Source organism: Stenotrophomonas sp. PA-6-5C, assembly GCF_021605635.1.
Lineage (GTDB): Bacteria > Pseudomonadota > Gammaproteobacteria > Xanthomonadales > Xanthomonadaceae > Stenotrophomonas > Stenotrophomonas lactitubi.
On sequence record NZ_WKEE01000064.1, the window covers coordinates 1 to 16297 of the forward strand.

Sequence of the window (16297 nt, forward strand, 5' to 3'; positions counted from 1 at the left end):
GCCGATCAAGGTGCAGCGCTGGCTGTCGCGCGGATACACATGGCGGAACTCGAACGGACCGCCGCGCGACAGCCAGCGCTGCACCTTGATCGGCAGGCGTTCCAGCACCTCCGCCGGCAGCGGGCGGTTCGGTTCGATGTCTTCCGGTTGCGGCACTTCAGGCATCTTGTGCTGGTGCTCGGCACCGGATTCGGCCTGCTGGAACGAGGCCGCGCAGAAGAAGATCACCTTGCCGTGCTGGATCGCGGTCACCCGGCGTACCGAGAAGCTGCCGCCGTCGCGGGTACGGTCGACGTCGTAGACGATCGGATGGTCGATGTTGCCGGCGCGCAGGAAATAGGCATGCAGCGAATGCACATGGCGACCGTTGTCGACCGTGGCCTGGGCGGCTGCCAGCGCCTGGCCCAGCACCTGTCCGCCGAACACGTACTTGGTACCGATGTCGCGGCTCTGGCCGCGGAACAGGTTGTCCTCCAGCCGCTCCAGGGTGAGCAGATCGATCAGCTCGGAGACGACGGGTTCGGGCGTGTCGTTCAAGGGGGCGGCCACAGCGATGAAAGAGGGCTCGATTATACCGGTGCGCACGGCCCCCTCATTCCCGTTTTCCACATGCCGCCACCCCTGCAGCCGAGCATGGCTCGGCTTTACGAAGGGCGTGCGACGAAGTGTCCGAGGCGGGGAGGCCGGGACAGGCGGGACCGCAGGCGCCATGGAGGGCGCCTACGAGCCCCCAAGGATGGGTTTACGGCGTGTCCCGCCTGTTCCGGCCTCCCCGCAATCCGCAGACGGATCCGCGGTGGTTGCTTTGGTTTCTGCGGGTGCCGGGCAGCAGCCCGGCAGCGTTATTTACCCAGTCGGGCGGCAAGTGCCTGCAGCGCGTTCTGCGCATCCGGGGCGAACCAGGCCTCGACGAAGCGGTCGAGCTGGATCAGGTCCGGGTGCAGGGCATCGTGCAGTTCGGCGCGGGCGATGGCCCGGGTCAGCAGCATCGGCTGCCGCGGCTGCTTCAGCAGGTCCTGCAGCCAGGCCACCGCACGGGCAGTCACCAGCTCGCCATCAACCAGTTCATCGACCAGGCCGATCTGCAGAGCCTGTTCGGCGGGGACCAGTGCGCCGGTGGCCAGCAGGACGCTGGAGCGGTGCGCGCCCACCGCCCGGCGCAACAGGCGCTGGATTCCTTCCGGTGCGATCAGGCCGACCTGCACTTCGTTCAGGCCGATGGCGTACGGGCGCGCCGGATCGGCACTGCGTGCCATCACCCGGTAGTCGCAGCACAGGGCCAGCACGCAGCCGCCAGCCGGTGCATGGCCGGTGATCGCCGCAACCACCGGGATGCGGCTCTCGGCAAGCGTGCGTACCGCGCCGAAGAACGCGTTCCAGGTGTCCAGCAGCTTGTGCTTGTCATCGCCATGCGAGAGCAGGTGCGGCACGTCCATGCCGCCGGTGAAGATACGCTCGCTGCCGGACAGCACGATGCCGTGCGCGTCCTCGGCCATCGCCAGTTCGATGGCATGGATCAACTGCCGGCACAGCTCGGTGTCCAGGGCATTGACCGGCGGCCGCGCCAGCCGCAGTTCGCGGATGGGGCCATGGTTGATCACCTCGATGAGCGTCGTCATGCTGCGGGTCTCGTTGCGAAGAAGGAACCTGGGCGATGATAACCAAACCATGCGTTGGCGTACTGTTCGTGCTGTGTGCGCTTGCAGCATCGGCGTCGGCGGCCGAACAGAGCTGCGTGACGGTGGAGCAGGGCTGGGCGCGGATGCCGCCGAATCCGGCGATGCCGATGACCGCCGGCTACGGGACAATCCGCAACGGCTGCAGCAAGGCCGTGACCATCACCGGTGCCAGCAGCGCCGCATTCGGTGATGTGTCATTGCACGAAACCACGGTGGTGGACGGCATCAGCCGGATGCGTGCGATCGAACGCCTGCCGCTGGCGCCGGGCGCGCGTGCCGAGCTGAAACCCGGCGGCCTGCACCTGATGCTGATGGATGGCAAGGGTGCGCTGAAGGAGGGACAGACCGTGCCGCTGCGCCTGCAGATGGAGGGCGGTGATGAAGCGAATGCGACGCTGACCGTGCGCAAGGCCGCGCCGTAACGCGGCACCCGTTCCGCCGGGCCATGCCCGGCGAGGCTTACGACCAGTCGTACGAGAACAGCACCGTCCGGCTTTCCGGCTCGTACAGCATCACGATCGCATCGGCACCAGTGGCGCACCAGTTGTAGCCGGCGACTTCGGCCACGGCGAAGAATTTCCTGCCATCACGGGTGATGATCGCGCACTCGGCATCGTCCGGCGCATGGCGGTCGTCGGCCGCCTCGGTGAACTCCAGCGCGAAGGCAGCAGGAATCTCCGCGGTTTCAATCCAGTTGCCGGTCGAGATCTGCCCACCCAGCACATCAAGGTAGGCCTGCTCGCCAGGTTCGCCATCGCCATAGCGCGAATAGCTGGCCAGGCGTCCATGCTGCTGGAAGTACGCGTGTGCCTTGCTGTAGCTCTCACGCATCTCCGTGATGTGCTCCAGCGCGTCGTTGTCCTGCACCTGGTCGCCGATGAAGTAGCCCTCGTCGCCGAGAAAACGCATGCGGTTATCGGCGGTCAATTCAAAGGCGACCCAGTTGGTGCCGGTGAACGCGTTGTGGTGTTCTTCGGTGGCTTCGCCGATGCAGCCTTCATAGGGCTCGATCGGACACAGCAGGGTCGCGGCCTGGCCGGCCAGTTCCGGGCGCAGCACCCCGAGGTCGATCTTCAGCAGCGGCAGCAGGTGCTGGCCAAGCCAGGCCTGGTCATCGGGGAATACGTCGGCGGGGAAGGGGACCATGCCGGGCAGCAGGTCGCGCAGTTCAGTCTGGTGGATCATGTCAGTCCTTTGATGTGGAACGGTAGCGCCGGGCCATGCCCGGCGGGCCGGTGCCGACCAAGGTCGGCATCTACCAGATGTGTCAGCTCGACGCGTTGCGGATCGCATCCGGCAGCGGCGCGCTCTTGCCGGTCTGCGTGTCCATCCACACCACCACCACGTTGCCGTCCGAATACAGCCTCGACTCGTCCTGCTGGTCGACGATGCGATGACCGATGGTCACGCTGCTGTTGCCCAGACGCTCGACGAACAGCTCGACCAGGATGTCGTTGGGCCACACGATCGGCAACCGGTAGTTGACGTTGGTGGCAGCCACCACCGGTGCGATGCGGTCGGTCATCGACACGCCTTCCACGCCCAGCATCCAGCGCACGCGCGCCTCTTCCAGGTAGGAGATGTACTTGGCGTTGTTGACGTGGCCCATGCTGTCCATGTCACGCCAGCGCACGCTGATCGGAATGCGGGCCAGGATCTTGTGTTCGCTGCTCATCAGGCGTCCTTTTTCTTCTTGGTGCCGCCGGGCGCGGCGGTCTTGCTGGCCTTGCCGGTGCTCTTGGCGGCCGCTGCCTTCTTTGCCGGCTTCTCGGGCTTCACCTTGCGCGGCGGGCGCGCATCGGGCTTGTTGGCCACGGCGGCGGGCTGGTCCGGTCGCGCATTGGTGGACGGCAGCATCCGGGCGAGGAACTGACCGGTGTACGAATCCGGGCATGCCGCGACGTCTTCCGGCGTACCGGTCACCAGGATGGTGCCACCGCGATGACCGCCTTCTGGACCCAGATCAACGATCCAGTCGGCAGTCTTGATGACGTCCAGGTTGTGCTCGATCACCACCACCGTGTTGCCCTCGTCGCGCAGCTTGTGCAGCACGCCGAGCAGCGCCTCGATGTCGTGGAAGTGCAGGCCGGTGGTCGGCTCGTCGAGGATGTACAGGGTGCGGCCGGTATCGCGGCGCGACAGCTCCTTGGACAGCTTCACGCGCTGTGCTTCACCACCGGACAGCGTGGTCGCGCTCTGCCCCAGCTTGATGTAGCTCAGGCCGACATCGACCAGGGTTTCCAGCTTGCGGGCGATGGACGGTACCGGCTCGAACAGCTTCAACGCATCTTCGACGGTCATTTCCAGCACGTCGTTGATGTTGAAGCCCTTGTACAGGATCTCCAGCGTTTCCCGGTTGTAGCGCTTGCCATGGCAGACGTCGCAGGGCACGTACACGTCCGGCAGGAAGTGCATCTCGACCTTGATCAGGCCATCGCCCTGGCAGGCCTCGCAGCGGCCACCACGCACGTTGAAACTGAAGCGCCCCGGCGAATAACCGCGCGCACGCGATTCGGGCACCTGTGCGAACAGTTCGCGCAGCGGCGTGAACAGGCCGGTATAGGTGGCCGGGTTCGAGCGCGGGGTACGGCCGATCGGCGACTGGTCGATGTCCACCACCTTGTCGAACAGGTCCAGGCCATCGATCTCCTTGTAAGGCGCGATCGGGTGCGAGGCGCCGTTGATCTCGTTGGCGGCCAACGAGAACAGGGTGTCGTTGATCAGGGTCGACTTGCCCGAGCCGGACACGCCGGTCACGCAGGTCAGCAGCCCCGCCGGGATGGCCAGGTCCACGCCTTTCAGGTTGTTGCCGGTGGCGCCACGCAGATGCAGCGTCATCTTCGGGTTCGGCTTGTGCCGGCGCGCCGGGATCTTGATCGCGCGCTTGCCCGACAGGTATTGGCCGGTCAGCGAGCGCGGTGCATCCAGGAGGTCCTGCAGGCTGCCCTGGCCGACGATCTCGCCGCCATGCACGCCCGCGCCCGGACCGATGTCCAGCACGTAGTCGGCCAGCCGGATCGCATCTTCGTCATGCTCGACCACGATCACCGTGTTGCCGAGGTCGCGCAGGCGGGTGAGGGTGCCCAGCAGGCGTTCGTTGTCGCGCTGGTGCAGGCCGATGGACGGCTCATCGAGCACGTACATCACGCCCACCAGACCAGCACCGATCTGGCTGGCCAGACGGATGCGCTGTGCCTCGCCACCGGACAGGGTGTCGGCCTTGCGCTCCAGGGTCAGGTAATCCAGACCCACATCGACCAGGAAGCCGAGGCGTTCACCGATTTCCTTGACGATCTTCGTGGCGATCTCGCCGCGCCAGCCCGGCAGGCTCAGTTCGCTGAAGAACTTCAGGGCTTCATCGATCGGCAGCACCACCAGTTCCGGCAGCGGGCGGTCGGCCACGAACACGTTGCGCGCGGCCTTGTTCAGGCGCGCGCCGTTGCACTCGGGGCAGGCATGCTCGCTGATGTACTTGCCGAGCTCTTCCTGCACCGCCGCCGATTCGGTTTCCTTGTAGCGGCGTTCAAGGTTGGGAATGATGCCTTCGAAGCGATGCTTGCGCTGGGTGCGGCCACCGGCCTCGGTGAAGTAGGTGAAGGTGATCGCTTCCTCGCCGCTGCCATACAGCACGGCCTGCTGCACCTTTGCCGGCAGTGAGTTCCACGCTGCGTCGGTGTCGAACTTGTAGTGCTTGGCCAGCGAAGCGATCAGCTGGAAGTAATAGGCATTGCGGCGATCCCAGCCGCGTACGGCACCGGCAGCCAGGGAAAGCTCGGGATGCACCACCACGCGCGAGGGATCGAAGAATTCGGCCATGCCCAGCCCGTCGCAGCCGGGGCAGGCGCCCATCGGTGCGTTGAACGAGAACAGGCGCGGCTCCAGTTCGGGCAGCGAGTAGTCGCAGACCGGGCAGGAATACTTGGACGAGAACAGGGTAGGGGTCGCGCCGGCGTCGTCCAGCGACTGCACCGACGCCATGCCATCACCAAGCTTCAGCGCGGTTTCGAAGCTCTCGGCCAGGCGCTGCTTGATGTCTTCGCGCGGGCGGAAGCGATCGATCACCGCTTCGATGGTGTGCTTCTGGCGCAGCGCCAGCGGCGGCACCGCATCGATTTCGTACAGTTCGCCATCGACGCGCACACGCACGAAACCCTGCGCGCGCAGCTGGTCGAACACCTGCGCGTGCTCGCCCTTGCGGTCGCGGATCACCGGCGCCAGCAGCATGTAGCGCTGTTCCGGGTCCAGCGTCAGCATGTGGTCGACCATCTGGCTGACCGTCTGCGCTTCCAGCGGATAGCCGTGGTCGGGGCAACGCGGGGTGCCGACACGTGCGTACAGCAGGCGCAGGTAGTCGTAGATCTCGGTGATCGTGCCGACCGTCGAACGCGGGTTGTGCGAGGTCGACTTCTGCTCGATCGAGATCGCTGGGGACAGGCCTTCGATATGGTCCAGGTCCGGCTTTTCCATCACGCTCAGGAACTGCCGCGCATACGCCGACAGGGACTCGACGTAACGCCGCTGGCCCTCGGCATAGATGGTGTCGAACGCCAGCGACGACTTGCCCGAACCGGACAGGCCGGTGATCACGATCAGTTTGTCGCGAGGCAGGTCGAGGTCGATGTTCTTGAGGTTGTGCGTCCGCGCGCCGCGGATGCGGATGAAATCCATCGCCATGGGGAATCCGGTTGTGGGGGCGTGGCTGGGCCGCCGGGCCAGCGAAAGGGCGGCAATCGGTCAGCCTACCGAGGTGACCAGATGGGGGCAATGGGCGACAATGCCAGCCCGGTGTCTCACCCCGTGAGACCGGCCGACAGCTTTGTGTAGCGCCGAGCCATGCTCGGCTGCGTGGCCCCCGAACCGTTCAGCCGGGCATGACTCGGCCCCAAGGGGGGACGCCCGGGCCGTTCAGGGGGTTGACTTGACCCGTCCCCGGTGGTCCACGTACAATTCCGCTCCTGTCCGCCCTCGACGGCGGCAGTCCATAGACCACAATAACTACAGAGGAAGTCTGGTCATGTACGCAGTACTGGTCACCGGCGGTAAGCAATACCGCGTGGCGCAGGGCGAAAAGCTCCGCATTGAAAAGCTCGAAGTCGAAGTCGGCAGCGAGATCAAGTTCGACAACATCCTGCTGCTCGGCGACAGCGATGGCATCAAGATCGGCGACGCCCTGAGCGGCGCTGCGGTCACTGCCACCGTCCTGTCCCAGGGTCGTGCCGACAAGGTCCGGATCATCAAGTTCCGTCGCCGTAAGCACCACATGAAGCGCCAGGGTCACCGTCAGTACTACACCGAAATCGAGATCACCGGCATTGCCGGTGGCAGCAAGTAAGGAGATAGGTCATGGCACATAAAAAAGGCGTAGGCTCTTCGCGCAACGGTCGCGACTCCAACCCGAAGTACCTCGGCGTCAAGATCTTCGGCGGCCAGGCCATCGAAGCCGGCAACATCATCGTGCGTCAGCGCGGCACCCAGTTCCACCCGGGTACCGGCGTCGGCCTCGGTCGTGACCACACCCTGTTCGCCCTGACGGACGGCAAGGTGGAGTTCACCGTGAAGGGCCCGAAGAAGCGTCGCACCGTCAGCGTCGTCTCGGTCGAAGCCTGATAAGGCTGCGTCCGGCGCCCATGCCTCGGCATGGCCGTGCTGGATGAAGAGCTCGCTGCATGAAGAGCCCCGCTTCGGCGGGGCTTTTCGTTGGAATCAATGGTAAAACGGGCATCGCCCGGTTGTCGGCCAGCGGCCGGCACTACATCAAGGTGGCGGCGTGCATGCCGCGCCCATCGCAGGCATCGAAACAATGAAACTGGTAGACGAAGCAGAAATCGAAGTGTTCGCCGGCAACGGCGGCAACGGCTGCATTGGCTTCCGTCGCGAGAAGTTCATTCCGCTCGGCGGCCCGGACGGCGGCGACGGCGGTGCGGGCGGCAGCGTGTGGATCCGCGCCGACGAAAACCTCAACACCCTGGTCGACTTCCGCCATGACCGCATCTTCAAGGCGCAGCGCGGCGAGAACGGCATGGGCCGCCAGGCCTATGGCAAGGGCGGCGAAGACATGGTCATCACCGTGCCGGTCGGCACCGTGATCATCAACGTGGCCACCGATGAAATCATCGGCGACCTGACCCAGCATGGCGACCGCCTGCTGGTGGCCAAGGGCGGCCGCGGCGGCCTCGGCAACATGCATTTCAAGAGCTCCACCAACCGCTCGCCGCGCCAGGCGCTGCCGGGTGAGCCGGGTGAAGAGCGCACGCTGAAGCTGGAGTTGAAGCTGCTGGCCGACGTTGGCCTGCTGGGCTTCCCCAATGCCGGCAAGAGCACCCTGATCCGCGCCGTCTCGGCGGCGACGCCGAAGGTGGCCGATTACCCGTTCACCACGCTGTACCCGAACCTGGGTGTGGTGAAGGTGGAAAACTACCGCAGCTTCGTGATCGCCGACATTCCGGGACTGATCGAGGGTGCTGCCGATGGTGCCGGCCTGGGCGCGCAGTTCCTGCGCCACCTGCAGCGCACCCGCCTGCTGCTGCACCTCGTCGACATCTCGCCGATGGAAGGTGGTGTGGAAGGGGTTTCCCCGGTCGAGCAGGTGCGTGCCATCGAGCGCGAACTGGAAAAGCACGATCCGGAGCTGCTGGCCAAGCCGCGCTGGCTGGTGCTGAACAAGGCCGACCTGATGTTCGAGGACGAGGCCAAGGCCGCCGCAGAGAAGATCGTTGCCGAGCTGGGCTGGAAGGAGCCGTGGTTCCTGGTGTCCGCACTGGGTCGCGAAGGCACCTTCCCGATCATGAGCCGGATCATGGCGTTCTTCGATCGCCAGAAGGAAGACGAGCTCGAGGCGGCCCGCAACGCCCAGTAATGCCGTTGTGGTTCGCGCAAAAAACCCGGCTTCGGCCGGGTTTTTTGTGGGTGCTGCTCTTCTGTAGAGCCGAGCCCATGCTCGGCTGCTGTTCGCGCGGCCAGCCGAGCATGGGCTCGGCTCTACAGAAGCGGAAACTGCAGGCAACAAAAAACCCGGCCGAAGCCGGGCTTTTGCGTGCTGCCGGAGCCGGGGCTCCAGCAACCAACCGGATCAGGCGGCCTGGAGGGCCTTGATGCGGTCGTTCAGGCGGCTCTTGTGGCGAGCAGCCTTGTTCTTGTGGATCAGGCCACGCGCGCTGAAACGATCCAGGATCGGCTGGGCAACGGCGAAGGCGGCTTGAGCGCCGGCGGCATCGTTGGCGTCCAGCGCCTTGATCACTTTCTTGACAGCGGTGCGCAGCATCGAGCGCTGAGCCACGTTGCGCGCGTTGCGCACGACGGTCTGCTTGGCGCGCTTCTTGGCGGACTTGATATTGGCCACGGTGGTGGTTTCCTGAAAAATCGGTGTTATGGGAACAGCAAGCTAGCTAGTATGATGGCGTAAGAAATGTACGTCAAGTCGATTGTCAAGAGGGACGTTGAGTGAGTTCACCCAAGATGTTGCGGGGCCTGCTGTCGTTCAGCAGCATGACCATGGTCTCGCGGGTTCTCGGCCTGGTCCGGGACCAGGTGGTGACCTCGACCTTCGGCACCAACGCCATCACCGATGCTTTCTGGGTCGCCTTCAGGATACCCAATTTCCTGCGCCGGCTGTTCGCCGAGGGCTCCTTTGCCACCGCATTCGTGCCGGTGTTCACCGAGGTGAAGGAAACCCGCAGCCACGCCGAGCTGCGTGAACTGATGGCCCGCACTGCCGGCACCCTGGGCGGCGTGCTGATGCTGGTCACCGCGCTGGCGCTGATCTTCGCGCCGCAGCTGGCGTCGGTCTTCGCCAGTGGCGTCGACACCGACCCGGCCAAGCAGGGCCTGCTGATCGACCTGTTCCGCCTGACTTTCCCGTTCCTGCTGTTCGTCTCGCTGACCGCCCTGGCCGGCGGTGCGCTGAACAGTTTCCAGCGCTTCGCGATGCCGGCGCTGACGCCGGTCATCCTCAACCTGTGCATGATCGCCGGCGCGCTGTGGCTGGCGCCGCGGCTGGGTGGCACACCGGAAAAGCAGATCCTTGCCCTCGGCTGGGCCGTGCTGGCCGCCGGCCTGCTGCAGCTGCTGTTCCAGCTGCCTTCGTTGAAGGGTATCGACCTGCTGACCCTGCCGCGCTGGGGCTGGAACCATCCGGGCGTGCGCAAGGTGATGACGCTGATGGTGCCGACCCTGTTCGGCTCGTCAGTGGCGCAGATCAACCTGCTGCTGGATACCGTCATCGCCGCCAAGCTGACCGATGGTTCGCAGTCCTGGCTGTCGCTGGCCGATCGCTTCCTGGAACTGCCGTTGGGCGTGTTCGGCGTGGCCTTGGGCACGGTGATCCTGCCGGCGCTGGCCCGGCACCACGTCAGCACCGACCGCGAAGGCTTCTCGCGCTCGCTGGACTGGGGCCTGCGCATGACCCTGCTGATCTCGGTGCCGGCGATGCTCGGTCTGCTGCTGCTGGCCGAGCCGCTGATCTCGACGATCTTCCAGCACGGCCAGTTCACCGCCTTCGACACCCGCATGACGGCGCTGTCGGTGTACGGCCTGAGCTTCGGCCTGCCTGCCTTCGCGCTGCTGAAAGTGGTGCTGCCGGCCTTCTACGCGCGGCAGGACACCAAAACGCCGGTGCGTGCCGGTGTCGCCGCGCTGGTGGCCAACATGGTGTTCAACTTCGCCCTGCTGGCGGTGCTGTACCAGGTGATGGTGCCCGATGAGCTGAAGGCGCAGGGGGTGATGGCCGCCCTCGGCAAGCAGCCCGGCCTGCACCTGGCATTGGGCATCGCCAGTGCGCTGTCCAGTTACCTGAACCTGGGGCTGCTGTGGTACTGGCTGGGCAAGACCGATGTCTACCAGCGGCGTCCCGGCTGGGGCGGTTACCTGCTGCGGCTGCTGGTGGCGTGCACGGCGATGGTCGGCGTGCTGCTGGCCCTGCTGTACTGGCTGCCGGGCTTCTCGTCGATGGGCGTGTGGGAACGGATCGGCGCCCTCGGCCTGCTGGTCGGCGGTGGCGGGCTGACCTACCTGCTGGCGATGGTGGCGATGGGCTTCCGTCCGCGCGACCTGCGTGGGCATTGATCGTGGCTCCCGGCGGCTATACTTCAGGGTTACACCATTGAAACGGCGGGCTGCGGCCGGCCGGAACGAGAGTTGATGAGCAGGCTGTTCAGAAGCGTCGAGGGCGGGGAGCTGTTCCCCAACGGAAGCGTGGTCTGCATCGGTGCATTCGACGGCCTCCACCTGGGGCATCGTGCGCTGGTGCGGCACGCGGTCGCGCGCGCGCGCGCCTTGGGTGTGGCTGCGGTGGCGGTGGCCTTCGAGCCCCTGCCGCGTGAGTTCTTTGCCCAGGGCACGCCGCCGCCGCGGTTGACCCTGGCCCGCAGCAAGGTCGAGATCCTGCACGAACTGGGCGTCGATGCGATCGGCCTGCTGCGCTTCGACGCGGCGATGGCGGCGATGCCGGCCGAAACCTTCGTGCGCCAGCTGCTGGCCCAGCGCCTGAACGCCCGCGAGGTCTGGATCGGGCCGGAGTTCTGTTTCGGCAACCGTCGCCGTGGCGATCTGGCCCTGCTGCAGGCGCTGGGCGCCGAGCTCGGTTTCAGCGCCGGCGAAATCGAAGCGGTCGACCTGCATGGTGATCGCATCTCCAGCACCCGTATCCGCCAGCTGCTGCAGGAAGGCGACTTCGCCCGTGTCGGTGACCTGCTGGGTCGTCCCTACTCGATCAGCGGGCGGGTGGTGCGCGGGCGCCAGCTCGGCCGTACGCTGGGCTTCCCCACCGCCAACCTGCGGTTCCCGAAGACCCCGGCGCTGTCGGGCATCTACGCGACCTGGGTGCACGGGGTGTTCGACCAGCCGTGGCCGTCGGTGTCCAGCTTCGGTACCCGGCCGACCGTGGACGGCGTGGAGCCGCTGCTGGAAGCGCACCTGTTCGATTTCCAGGGCGACCTGTACGGGCGCCACATCGAAGTCGAATTCGTCGCCAAGCTGCGTGACGAAGAGAAATTCAACGATCTGGCGGCGCTGACCGACCAGATGCACCGCGACGCCGAACAGGCGCGTGCCATCCTTTCCGAACATAGATTGCGAGCCACTGCGTGAGCCAGGACTACAAGACCACCCTCAACCTGCCGGCCACCGAATTCCCGATGCGCGGCGACCTGCCCAAGCGCGAGCCGGGCATTCTGGCGCGCTGGGAAGAGCAGGGGCTCTACCAGCAGCTGCGCGACAACGCCGCCGGCCGCCCGCTGTTCGTGCTGCATGACGGCCCGCCGTACGCCAATGCGCGCATCCACCTGGGCCACGCGGTCAACAAGATCCTCAAGGACATCATCGTCAAGTCGCGCTACCTGGCCGGCTTCGATGCGCCCTACGTGCCGGGCTGGGACTGCCATGGCCTGCCGATCGAAATCGCGGTGGAAAAGAAGTGGGGCAAGGTCGGGGTGAAGCTCGATGCGGTCGAGTTCCGGCAGAAGTGCCGCGAGTTCGCCGAGGAGCAGATCGACATCCAGCGCGCTGACTTCAAGCGCCTGGGCGTCACCGGCGATTGGGACAACCCGTACAAGACCCTGAGCTTCGATTTCGAGGCCAACGAGATCCGCGCGCTGTCCAAGATCGTGGCCAACGGCCATCTGCTGCGCGGCGCCAAGCCGGTGTACTGGTGCTTCGACTGCGGCTCGGCACTGGCCGAGGCCGAGATCGAGTACCACGAGAAGACCTCGCCGGCGATCGACGTGGCCTACGCCGCGCGCGATGCGCAGGCGGTGGCGCAGGCGTTCGGTGTCAGCCTGCCGGCGGATGTCGAAGTGGCCGTGCCGATCTGGACCACCACCCCGTGGACGCTGCCGGCTTCGCTGGCGGTGTCGCTGGGTGCGGACATCCGCTACGTGCTGGCCGAAGGCCCGGCGCACAACGGCAAGCGCCGTTGGCTGGTGCTGGCCGCGGCCCTGGCCGAACGGTCGCTGCAGCGCTACGGCGTGGACGCGGTGGTGCTGCACGGTGAAGCCGAAGGTTCGGCGCTGGAAAACCAGCTGCTGGCGCACCCGTTCTACCCGGAGCGCGAGATCCTCGTGCTCAACGGCGAACACGTGTCCGACGAGGACGGTACCGGTGCGGTGCACACTGCGCCCGGCCACGGCCAGGAAGACTACGTGGTCAGCCAGAAATACGGCCTGCTGGACAAGTACAACGCCGGTCAGATCACGCCGATCGACGGCCGTGGCGTCTACCTGGAATCGACCCCGCCGGCCGGCGACGTGGTGCTGGCTGGCCAGCACCTGTGGAAGGCGCAGGAGGCGATCGTGCAGGTGCTGCGTGACAGCGGCGCACTGCTGGCCTTCGTCGAGATCCGCCATAGCTACCCGCACTGCTGGCGGCACAAGACGCCGGTGGTGTTCCGCGCCACCCCGCAGTGGTTCATTTCGATGGACAAGGCCAACCTGCGCAACGATGCGCTGGCCGCCATCGACACCGTCGGCTGGTTCCCGAGCTGGGGCAAGGCGCGCATCCAGAGCATGGTCGATGGCCGCCCGGACTGGACGATCTCGCGCCAGCGCACCTGGGGCGTGCCGATCGCACTGTTCACCCACCGCCAGACCGGCGAGATCCACCCGCGTTCGGTGGAGCTGATGCAGCAGGTGGCCGACCGCGTTGAAGCCGAAGGCATCGACGTGTGGTACTCGCTGGATGCGGCCGAACTGCTGGGCGCTGAAGCGGCCGACTACGAGAAGGTCACCGACATCCTCGACGTCTGGTTCGATTCCGGCGTGACCCATGAAGCGGTGTTGGCCGCACGTGGCTTCGGCAAGCCGGCCGACCTGTACCTGGAAGGCTCCGACCAGCATCGCGGCTGGTTCCAGTCCTCGCTGCTGACCGGCGTGGCCATCGACAAGCGCGCGCCGTACAAGCAGTGCCTCACCCACGGTTTCACCGTGGACGAGCACGGCCGCAAGATGTCCAAATCGCTGGGCAACGGCATCGAGCCGCAGGAAATCATGAACAAGCTGGGCGCGGACATCCTGCGCCTGTGGATTGCCTCGGCCGACTACAGCAACGAGATGTCGCTGTCGCAGGAAATCCTCAAGCGCACCGCCGACGCCTACCGTCGCCTGCGCAACACCGCCCGCTTCCTGCTGGGCAACCTGGACGGTTTCGATCCGGCCCAGCACCTGCGCCCGCTCAACGAGATGGTCGCGCTGGACCGCTGGATCGTGCACCGCGCCTGGGAGCTGCAGGAGAAGATCAAGGCGGCGTATGACAACTACGACATGGCCGAGATCGTGCAGCTGCTGCTGAACTTCTGCAGCGTGGACCTGGGCTCGCTGTACCTGGACGTGACCAAGGACCGCCTGTACACGATGCCGACCGATTCGGATGGTCGTCGTTCGGCGCAGAGCGCGATGTACCACATCGCCGAGGCGTTCACCCGCTGGGTGGCGCCGATCCTGACCTTCACCGCCGACGAGCTGTGGGGTTACCTGCCGGGCGACCGTGCCGGCCACGTACTGTTCACCACCTGGTACGAGGGCCTGGCGCCGCTGCCGGCCGATGCGCAGCTCAACGCGGCCGACTTCGACCAGCTGCTGGCCGTGCGCGAGCAGGTGGCCAAGGTGCTGGAGCCGATGCGCGCCAATGGTGCGATCGGCGCCGCGCTGGAAGCGGAGATCACCATCGCCGCCAGCGAAGAGCAGGCCGCACGCTGGCAGCCGTTGGCCGATGAACTGCGTTTCCTGTTCATCAGTGGTGATGTGCAGGTGCGCCCGGCGACCACCGACGAGGTGTTCGTCAGCGCCCAGCCGACGCAGAAGTCCAAGTGCGTGCGCTGCTGGCACCACCGCGCCGACGTCGGCAGCAATGCCGACCACCCGGAACTGTGCGGCCGCTGCGTGACCAACATCGCCGGTGCCGGCGAAGTGCGGAGCTGGTTCTGATGGCCGCCCCGCGCCCGCATCCCAATGCGCTGATCTGGCTGCTGCTGTCGGCAGTCATCATCGGCCTGGACCAGTGGTCGAAGGCCTGGGTGCTGTCGAGCCTGCCGGAGTTCCAGCCGGTGGTGGTCATTGACGGCTTCTGGAACTGGTACCGCACCTACAACACCGGTGCAGCGTTCAGCTTCCTGAGCGACGCCGGTGGCTGGCAGAAGCATTTCTTCACCGTGCTGGCGATCGCCATCAGCGGCCTGATGGCCTGGTGGCTGCGCGCTACCGCCCGTGGCAACTGGAAGGCCGCCGTGCCTTATGCGCTGATCATCGGCGGTGCGATCGGCAACGTGATCGACCGCCAGGTGCATGGCCACGTGGTGGATTTCATCCAGTGGTACGTCGGCGAGCATGTCTGGCCGTCGTTCAACATCGCCGATTCGGCCATCGTGGTGGGTGCCGTAGGCATCGCCCTGTTCGGCCTGTTCGACGGCAAGTCCGCCAAAAAGGCGGATAATGCCAATCCGAAACCGTAAGCCGGCCGCTGCCGGGAGACTGAACTGATGGATGTGCTGCTCGCCAACCCGCGTGGATTCTGTGCCGGTGTCGATCGTGCGATCGAGATCGTCAAGCGCGCGATCGAAACGCTCGGCGCGCCCATCTATGTCCGCCATGAAGTGGTGCACAACCGTTTCGTGGTCGATGACCTGAAGCAGCGCGGCGCGATCTTCGTCGAAGAACTCGACGAAGTGCCGGACAACAACACCGTCATCTTCAGCGCCCATGGCGTTTCCCAGGCCGTGCGCCTGGAAGCCGAGCGTCGTGGCCTGAAAGTGTTCGACGCCACCTGTCCGCTGGTGACCAAGGTCCACTTCGAAGTCGCCCGTCACTGCCGTGCCGGCCGTGACGTGGTGCTGATCGGCCATGCCGGCCATCCGGAAGTGGAAGGCACGATGGGGCAGTGGAACCGCGAGGCGGGCACCGGCCAGATCTATCTGGTCGAGGACGTGGAGCAGGTGGCCACGCTGCACATCAACCAGCCGGAAAACTTCGCCTACACCACCCAGACCACGCTGTCGGTGGACGATACGCGCGGCATCATCGAAGCCATGCGCGCGCGTTTCCCGGCGATGCAGGGGCCGAAGAACGACGACATCTGCTACGCCACGCAGAACCGCCAGGACGCCGTGCGCGACCTGGCCAAGCGCTGTGACCTGGTGCTGGTGGTCGGTTCGCCGAACAGCTCCAATTCCAACCGTCTGAGCGAGCTGGCCCGCCGTGAAGGCGTGGAGAGCTACCTGATCGACGGTGCGCACGAGATCGACCCGGCCTGGGTGCTCGGCAAGCAGCATATCGGCGTGACCGCCGGTGCGTCGGCGCCGCAGGTGCTGGTCGATGGCGTGCTGGCGCGTCTGGCCGAGCTGGGCGCCAGCAGCGTGGGCGAGCTGGATGGCGAACCGGAATCGATGGTGTTCGCGCTGCCGAAGGAACTGCGGCTGCGCCTGGTCGACTGACCATAGCGCTACGGGTGGGTGCGAACCTTGGTTCGCACGGCTTCGGGATGAATGCCATCCACGCATGGCGTGGATCTACCCGGTACTCCGCTTTCCAGTAGATCCACGCCATGCGTGGATGCTGTCAGTCTTCGCCAGCGCTCCGATGAGGCTTTGCTGCATCAGGTCGATGCACTGGCAACCATGACCTTCGGCCATGGGGCTC

The 16297-nt window shown here is 65.9% G+C and carries 16 protein-coding genes; 10 read left to right on the forward strand and 6 right to left on the reverse strand.

The window, feature by feature from the left end:
* A partial coding sequence (locus GIW57_RS20615) for an acyl-CoA thioesterase domain-containing protein (protein ID WP_236512623.1) occupies positions 1-549 on the reverse strand: 549 nt, incomplete at its 3' end.
* Between the two features lie 293 nt (positions 550-842).
* Positions 843-1619: an enoyl-CoA hydratase/isomerase family protein gene (locus tag GIW57_RS20620; protein WP_236512604.1), complete on the reverse strand. Its 777-nt coding sequence runs from the start codon at positions 1617-1619 to the stop codon at positions 843-845.
* A gap of 35 nt (positions 1620-1654) precedes the next feature.
* Here GIW57_RS20620 and GIW57_RS20625 point away from each other — a divergent pair, with 35 nt between their 5' ends.
* Complete coding sequence (locus tag GIW57_RS20625) at positions 1655-2101, forward strand: copper chaperone PCu(A)C (protein WP_236512606.1); 447 nt, start codon at positions 1655-1657, stop codon at positions 2099-2101.
* Between the two features lie 37 nt (positions 2102-2138).
* On the opposite strand, the gene GIW57_RS20630 is transcribed toward GIW57_RS20625, so the two are convergent.
* The 3 genes from GIW57_RS20630 to uvrA form a co-directional block, all read right to left on the reverse strand.
* Positions 2139-2864: an enolase gene (locus GIW57_RS20630; RefSeq protein ID WP_100463924.1), complete on the reverse strand. Its 726-nt coding sequence runs from the start codon at positions 2862-2864 to the stop codon at positions 2139-2141.
* A gap of 82 nt (positions 2865-2946) precedes the next feature.
* Complete coding sequence (locus tag GIW57_RS20635; RefSeq protein ID WP_089239570.1) at positions 2947-3354, reverse strand: thioesterase family protein; 408 nt, start codon at positions 3352-3354, stop codon at positions 2947-2949.
* A complete protein-coding gene (uvrA, locus tag GIW57_RS20640; RefSeq protein WP_236512607.1) occupies positions 3354-6353 on the reverse strand; it encodes an excinuclease ABC subunit UvrA in 3000 nt (999 codons plus the stop codon). Before uvrA ends, GIW57_RS20635 begins: the two co-directional genes overlap by 1 nt.
* A gap of 340 nt (positions 6354-6693) precedes the next feature.
* Here uvrA and rplU point away from each other — a divergent pair, with 340 nt between their 5' ends.
* Genes rplU through obgE form a run of 4 tightly spaced genes read left to right on the forward strand, consistent with a single transcriptional unit; the run spans position 6694 to position 8535 of the window.
* Entirely contained in the window at positions 6694-7011 is a 318-nt protein-coding gene (rplU, locus tag GIW57_RS20645; protein ID WP_004148331.1) for a 50S ribosomal protein L21, read from the forward strand.
* Positions 7012-7022: 11 nt separating this feature from the next.
* Positions 7023-7286 (forward strand): 50S ribosomal protein L27, encoded by a 264-nt coding sequence (gene rpmA / locus GIW57_RS20650; RefSeq protein ID WP_025873853.1) that lies wholly within the window; start codon positions 7023-7025, stop codon positions 7284-7286.
* A 59-nt stretch (positions 7287-7345) separates the two neighbouring features.
* Positions 7346-7483 carry a hypothetical protein gene (locus GIW57_RS20655; protein WP_157804331.1) on the forward strand — a complete coding sequence of 46 codons (138 nt, stop codon included), beginning with the start codon at positions 7346-7348 and terminating at the stop codon, positions 7481-7483.
* Complete coding sequence (gene obgE, locus GIW57_RS20660) at positions 7480-8535, forward strand: GTPase ObgE (protein ID WP_025873852.1); 1056 nt, start codon at positions 7480-7482, stop codon at positions 8533-8535. The genes GIW57_RS20655 and obgE overlap by 4 nt, the downstream gene beginning before the upstream one ends.
* A gap of 213 nt (positions 8536-8748) precedes the next feature.
* Here obgE and rpsT read toward each other — a convergent pair whose 3' ends face one another.
* Positions 8749-9018 (reverse strand): 30S ribosomal protein S20, encoded by a 270-nt coding sequence (gene rpsT, locus GIW57_RS20665; RefSeq protein WP_025873851.1) that lies wholly within the window; start codon positions 9016-9018, stop codon positions 8749-8751.
* A 116-nt stretch (positions 9019-9134) separates the two neighbouring features.
* Here rpsT and murJ point away from each other — a divergent pair, with 116 nt between their 5' ends.
* The 5 genes from murJ (at position 9135) to ispH (ending at position 16092) form a co-directional block, all read left to right on the forward strand.
* Positions 9135-10739, forward strand: coding sequence for a murein biosynthesis integral membrane protein MurJ (gene murJ, locus GIW57_RS20670; protein WP_099821027.1), 1605 nt, complete (start codon positions 9135-9137; stop codon positions 10737-10739).
* A gap of 75 nt (positions 10740-10814) precedes the next feature.
* Positions 10815-11762, forward strand: a complete 948-nt coding sequence (locus GIW57_RS20675; protein WP_025873849.1) for a bifunctional riboflavin kinase/FAD synthetase — start codon at positions 10815-10817, stop codon at positions 11760-11762.
* Positions 11759-14590, forward strand: coding sequence for an isoleucine--tRNA ligase (gene ileS / locus GIW57_RS20680; RefSeq protein ID WP_108265646.1), 2832 nt, complete (start codon positions 11759-11761; stop codon positions 14588-14590). The genes GIW57_RS20675 and ileS overlap by 4 nt, the downstream gene beginning before the upstream one ends.
* Positions 14590-15114, forward strand: a complete 525-nt coding sequence (gene lspA / locus GIW57_RS20685) for a signal peptidase II (protein ID WP_100551860.1) — start codon at positions 14590-14592, stop codon at positions 15112-15114. Before ileS ends, lspA begins: the two co-directional genes overlap by 1 nt.
* Before the next feature lie 27 nt (positions 15115-15141).
* Complete coding sequence (gene ispH, locus GIW57_RS20690; RefSeq protein WP_236512609.1) at positions 15142-16092, forward strand: 4-hydroxy-3-methylbut-2-enyl diphosphate reductase; 951 nt, start codon at positions 15142-15144, stop codon at positions 16090-16092.
* The last annotated feature ends 205 nt before the right edge of the window (positions 16093-16297 follow it).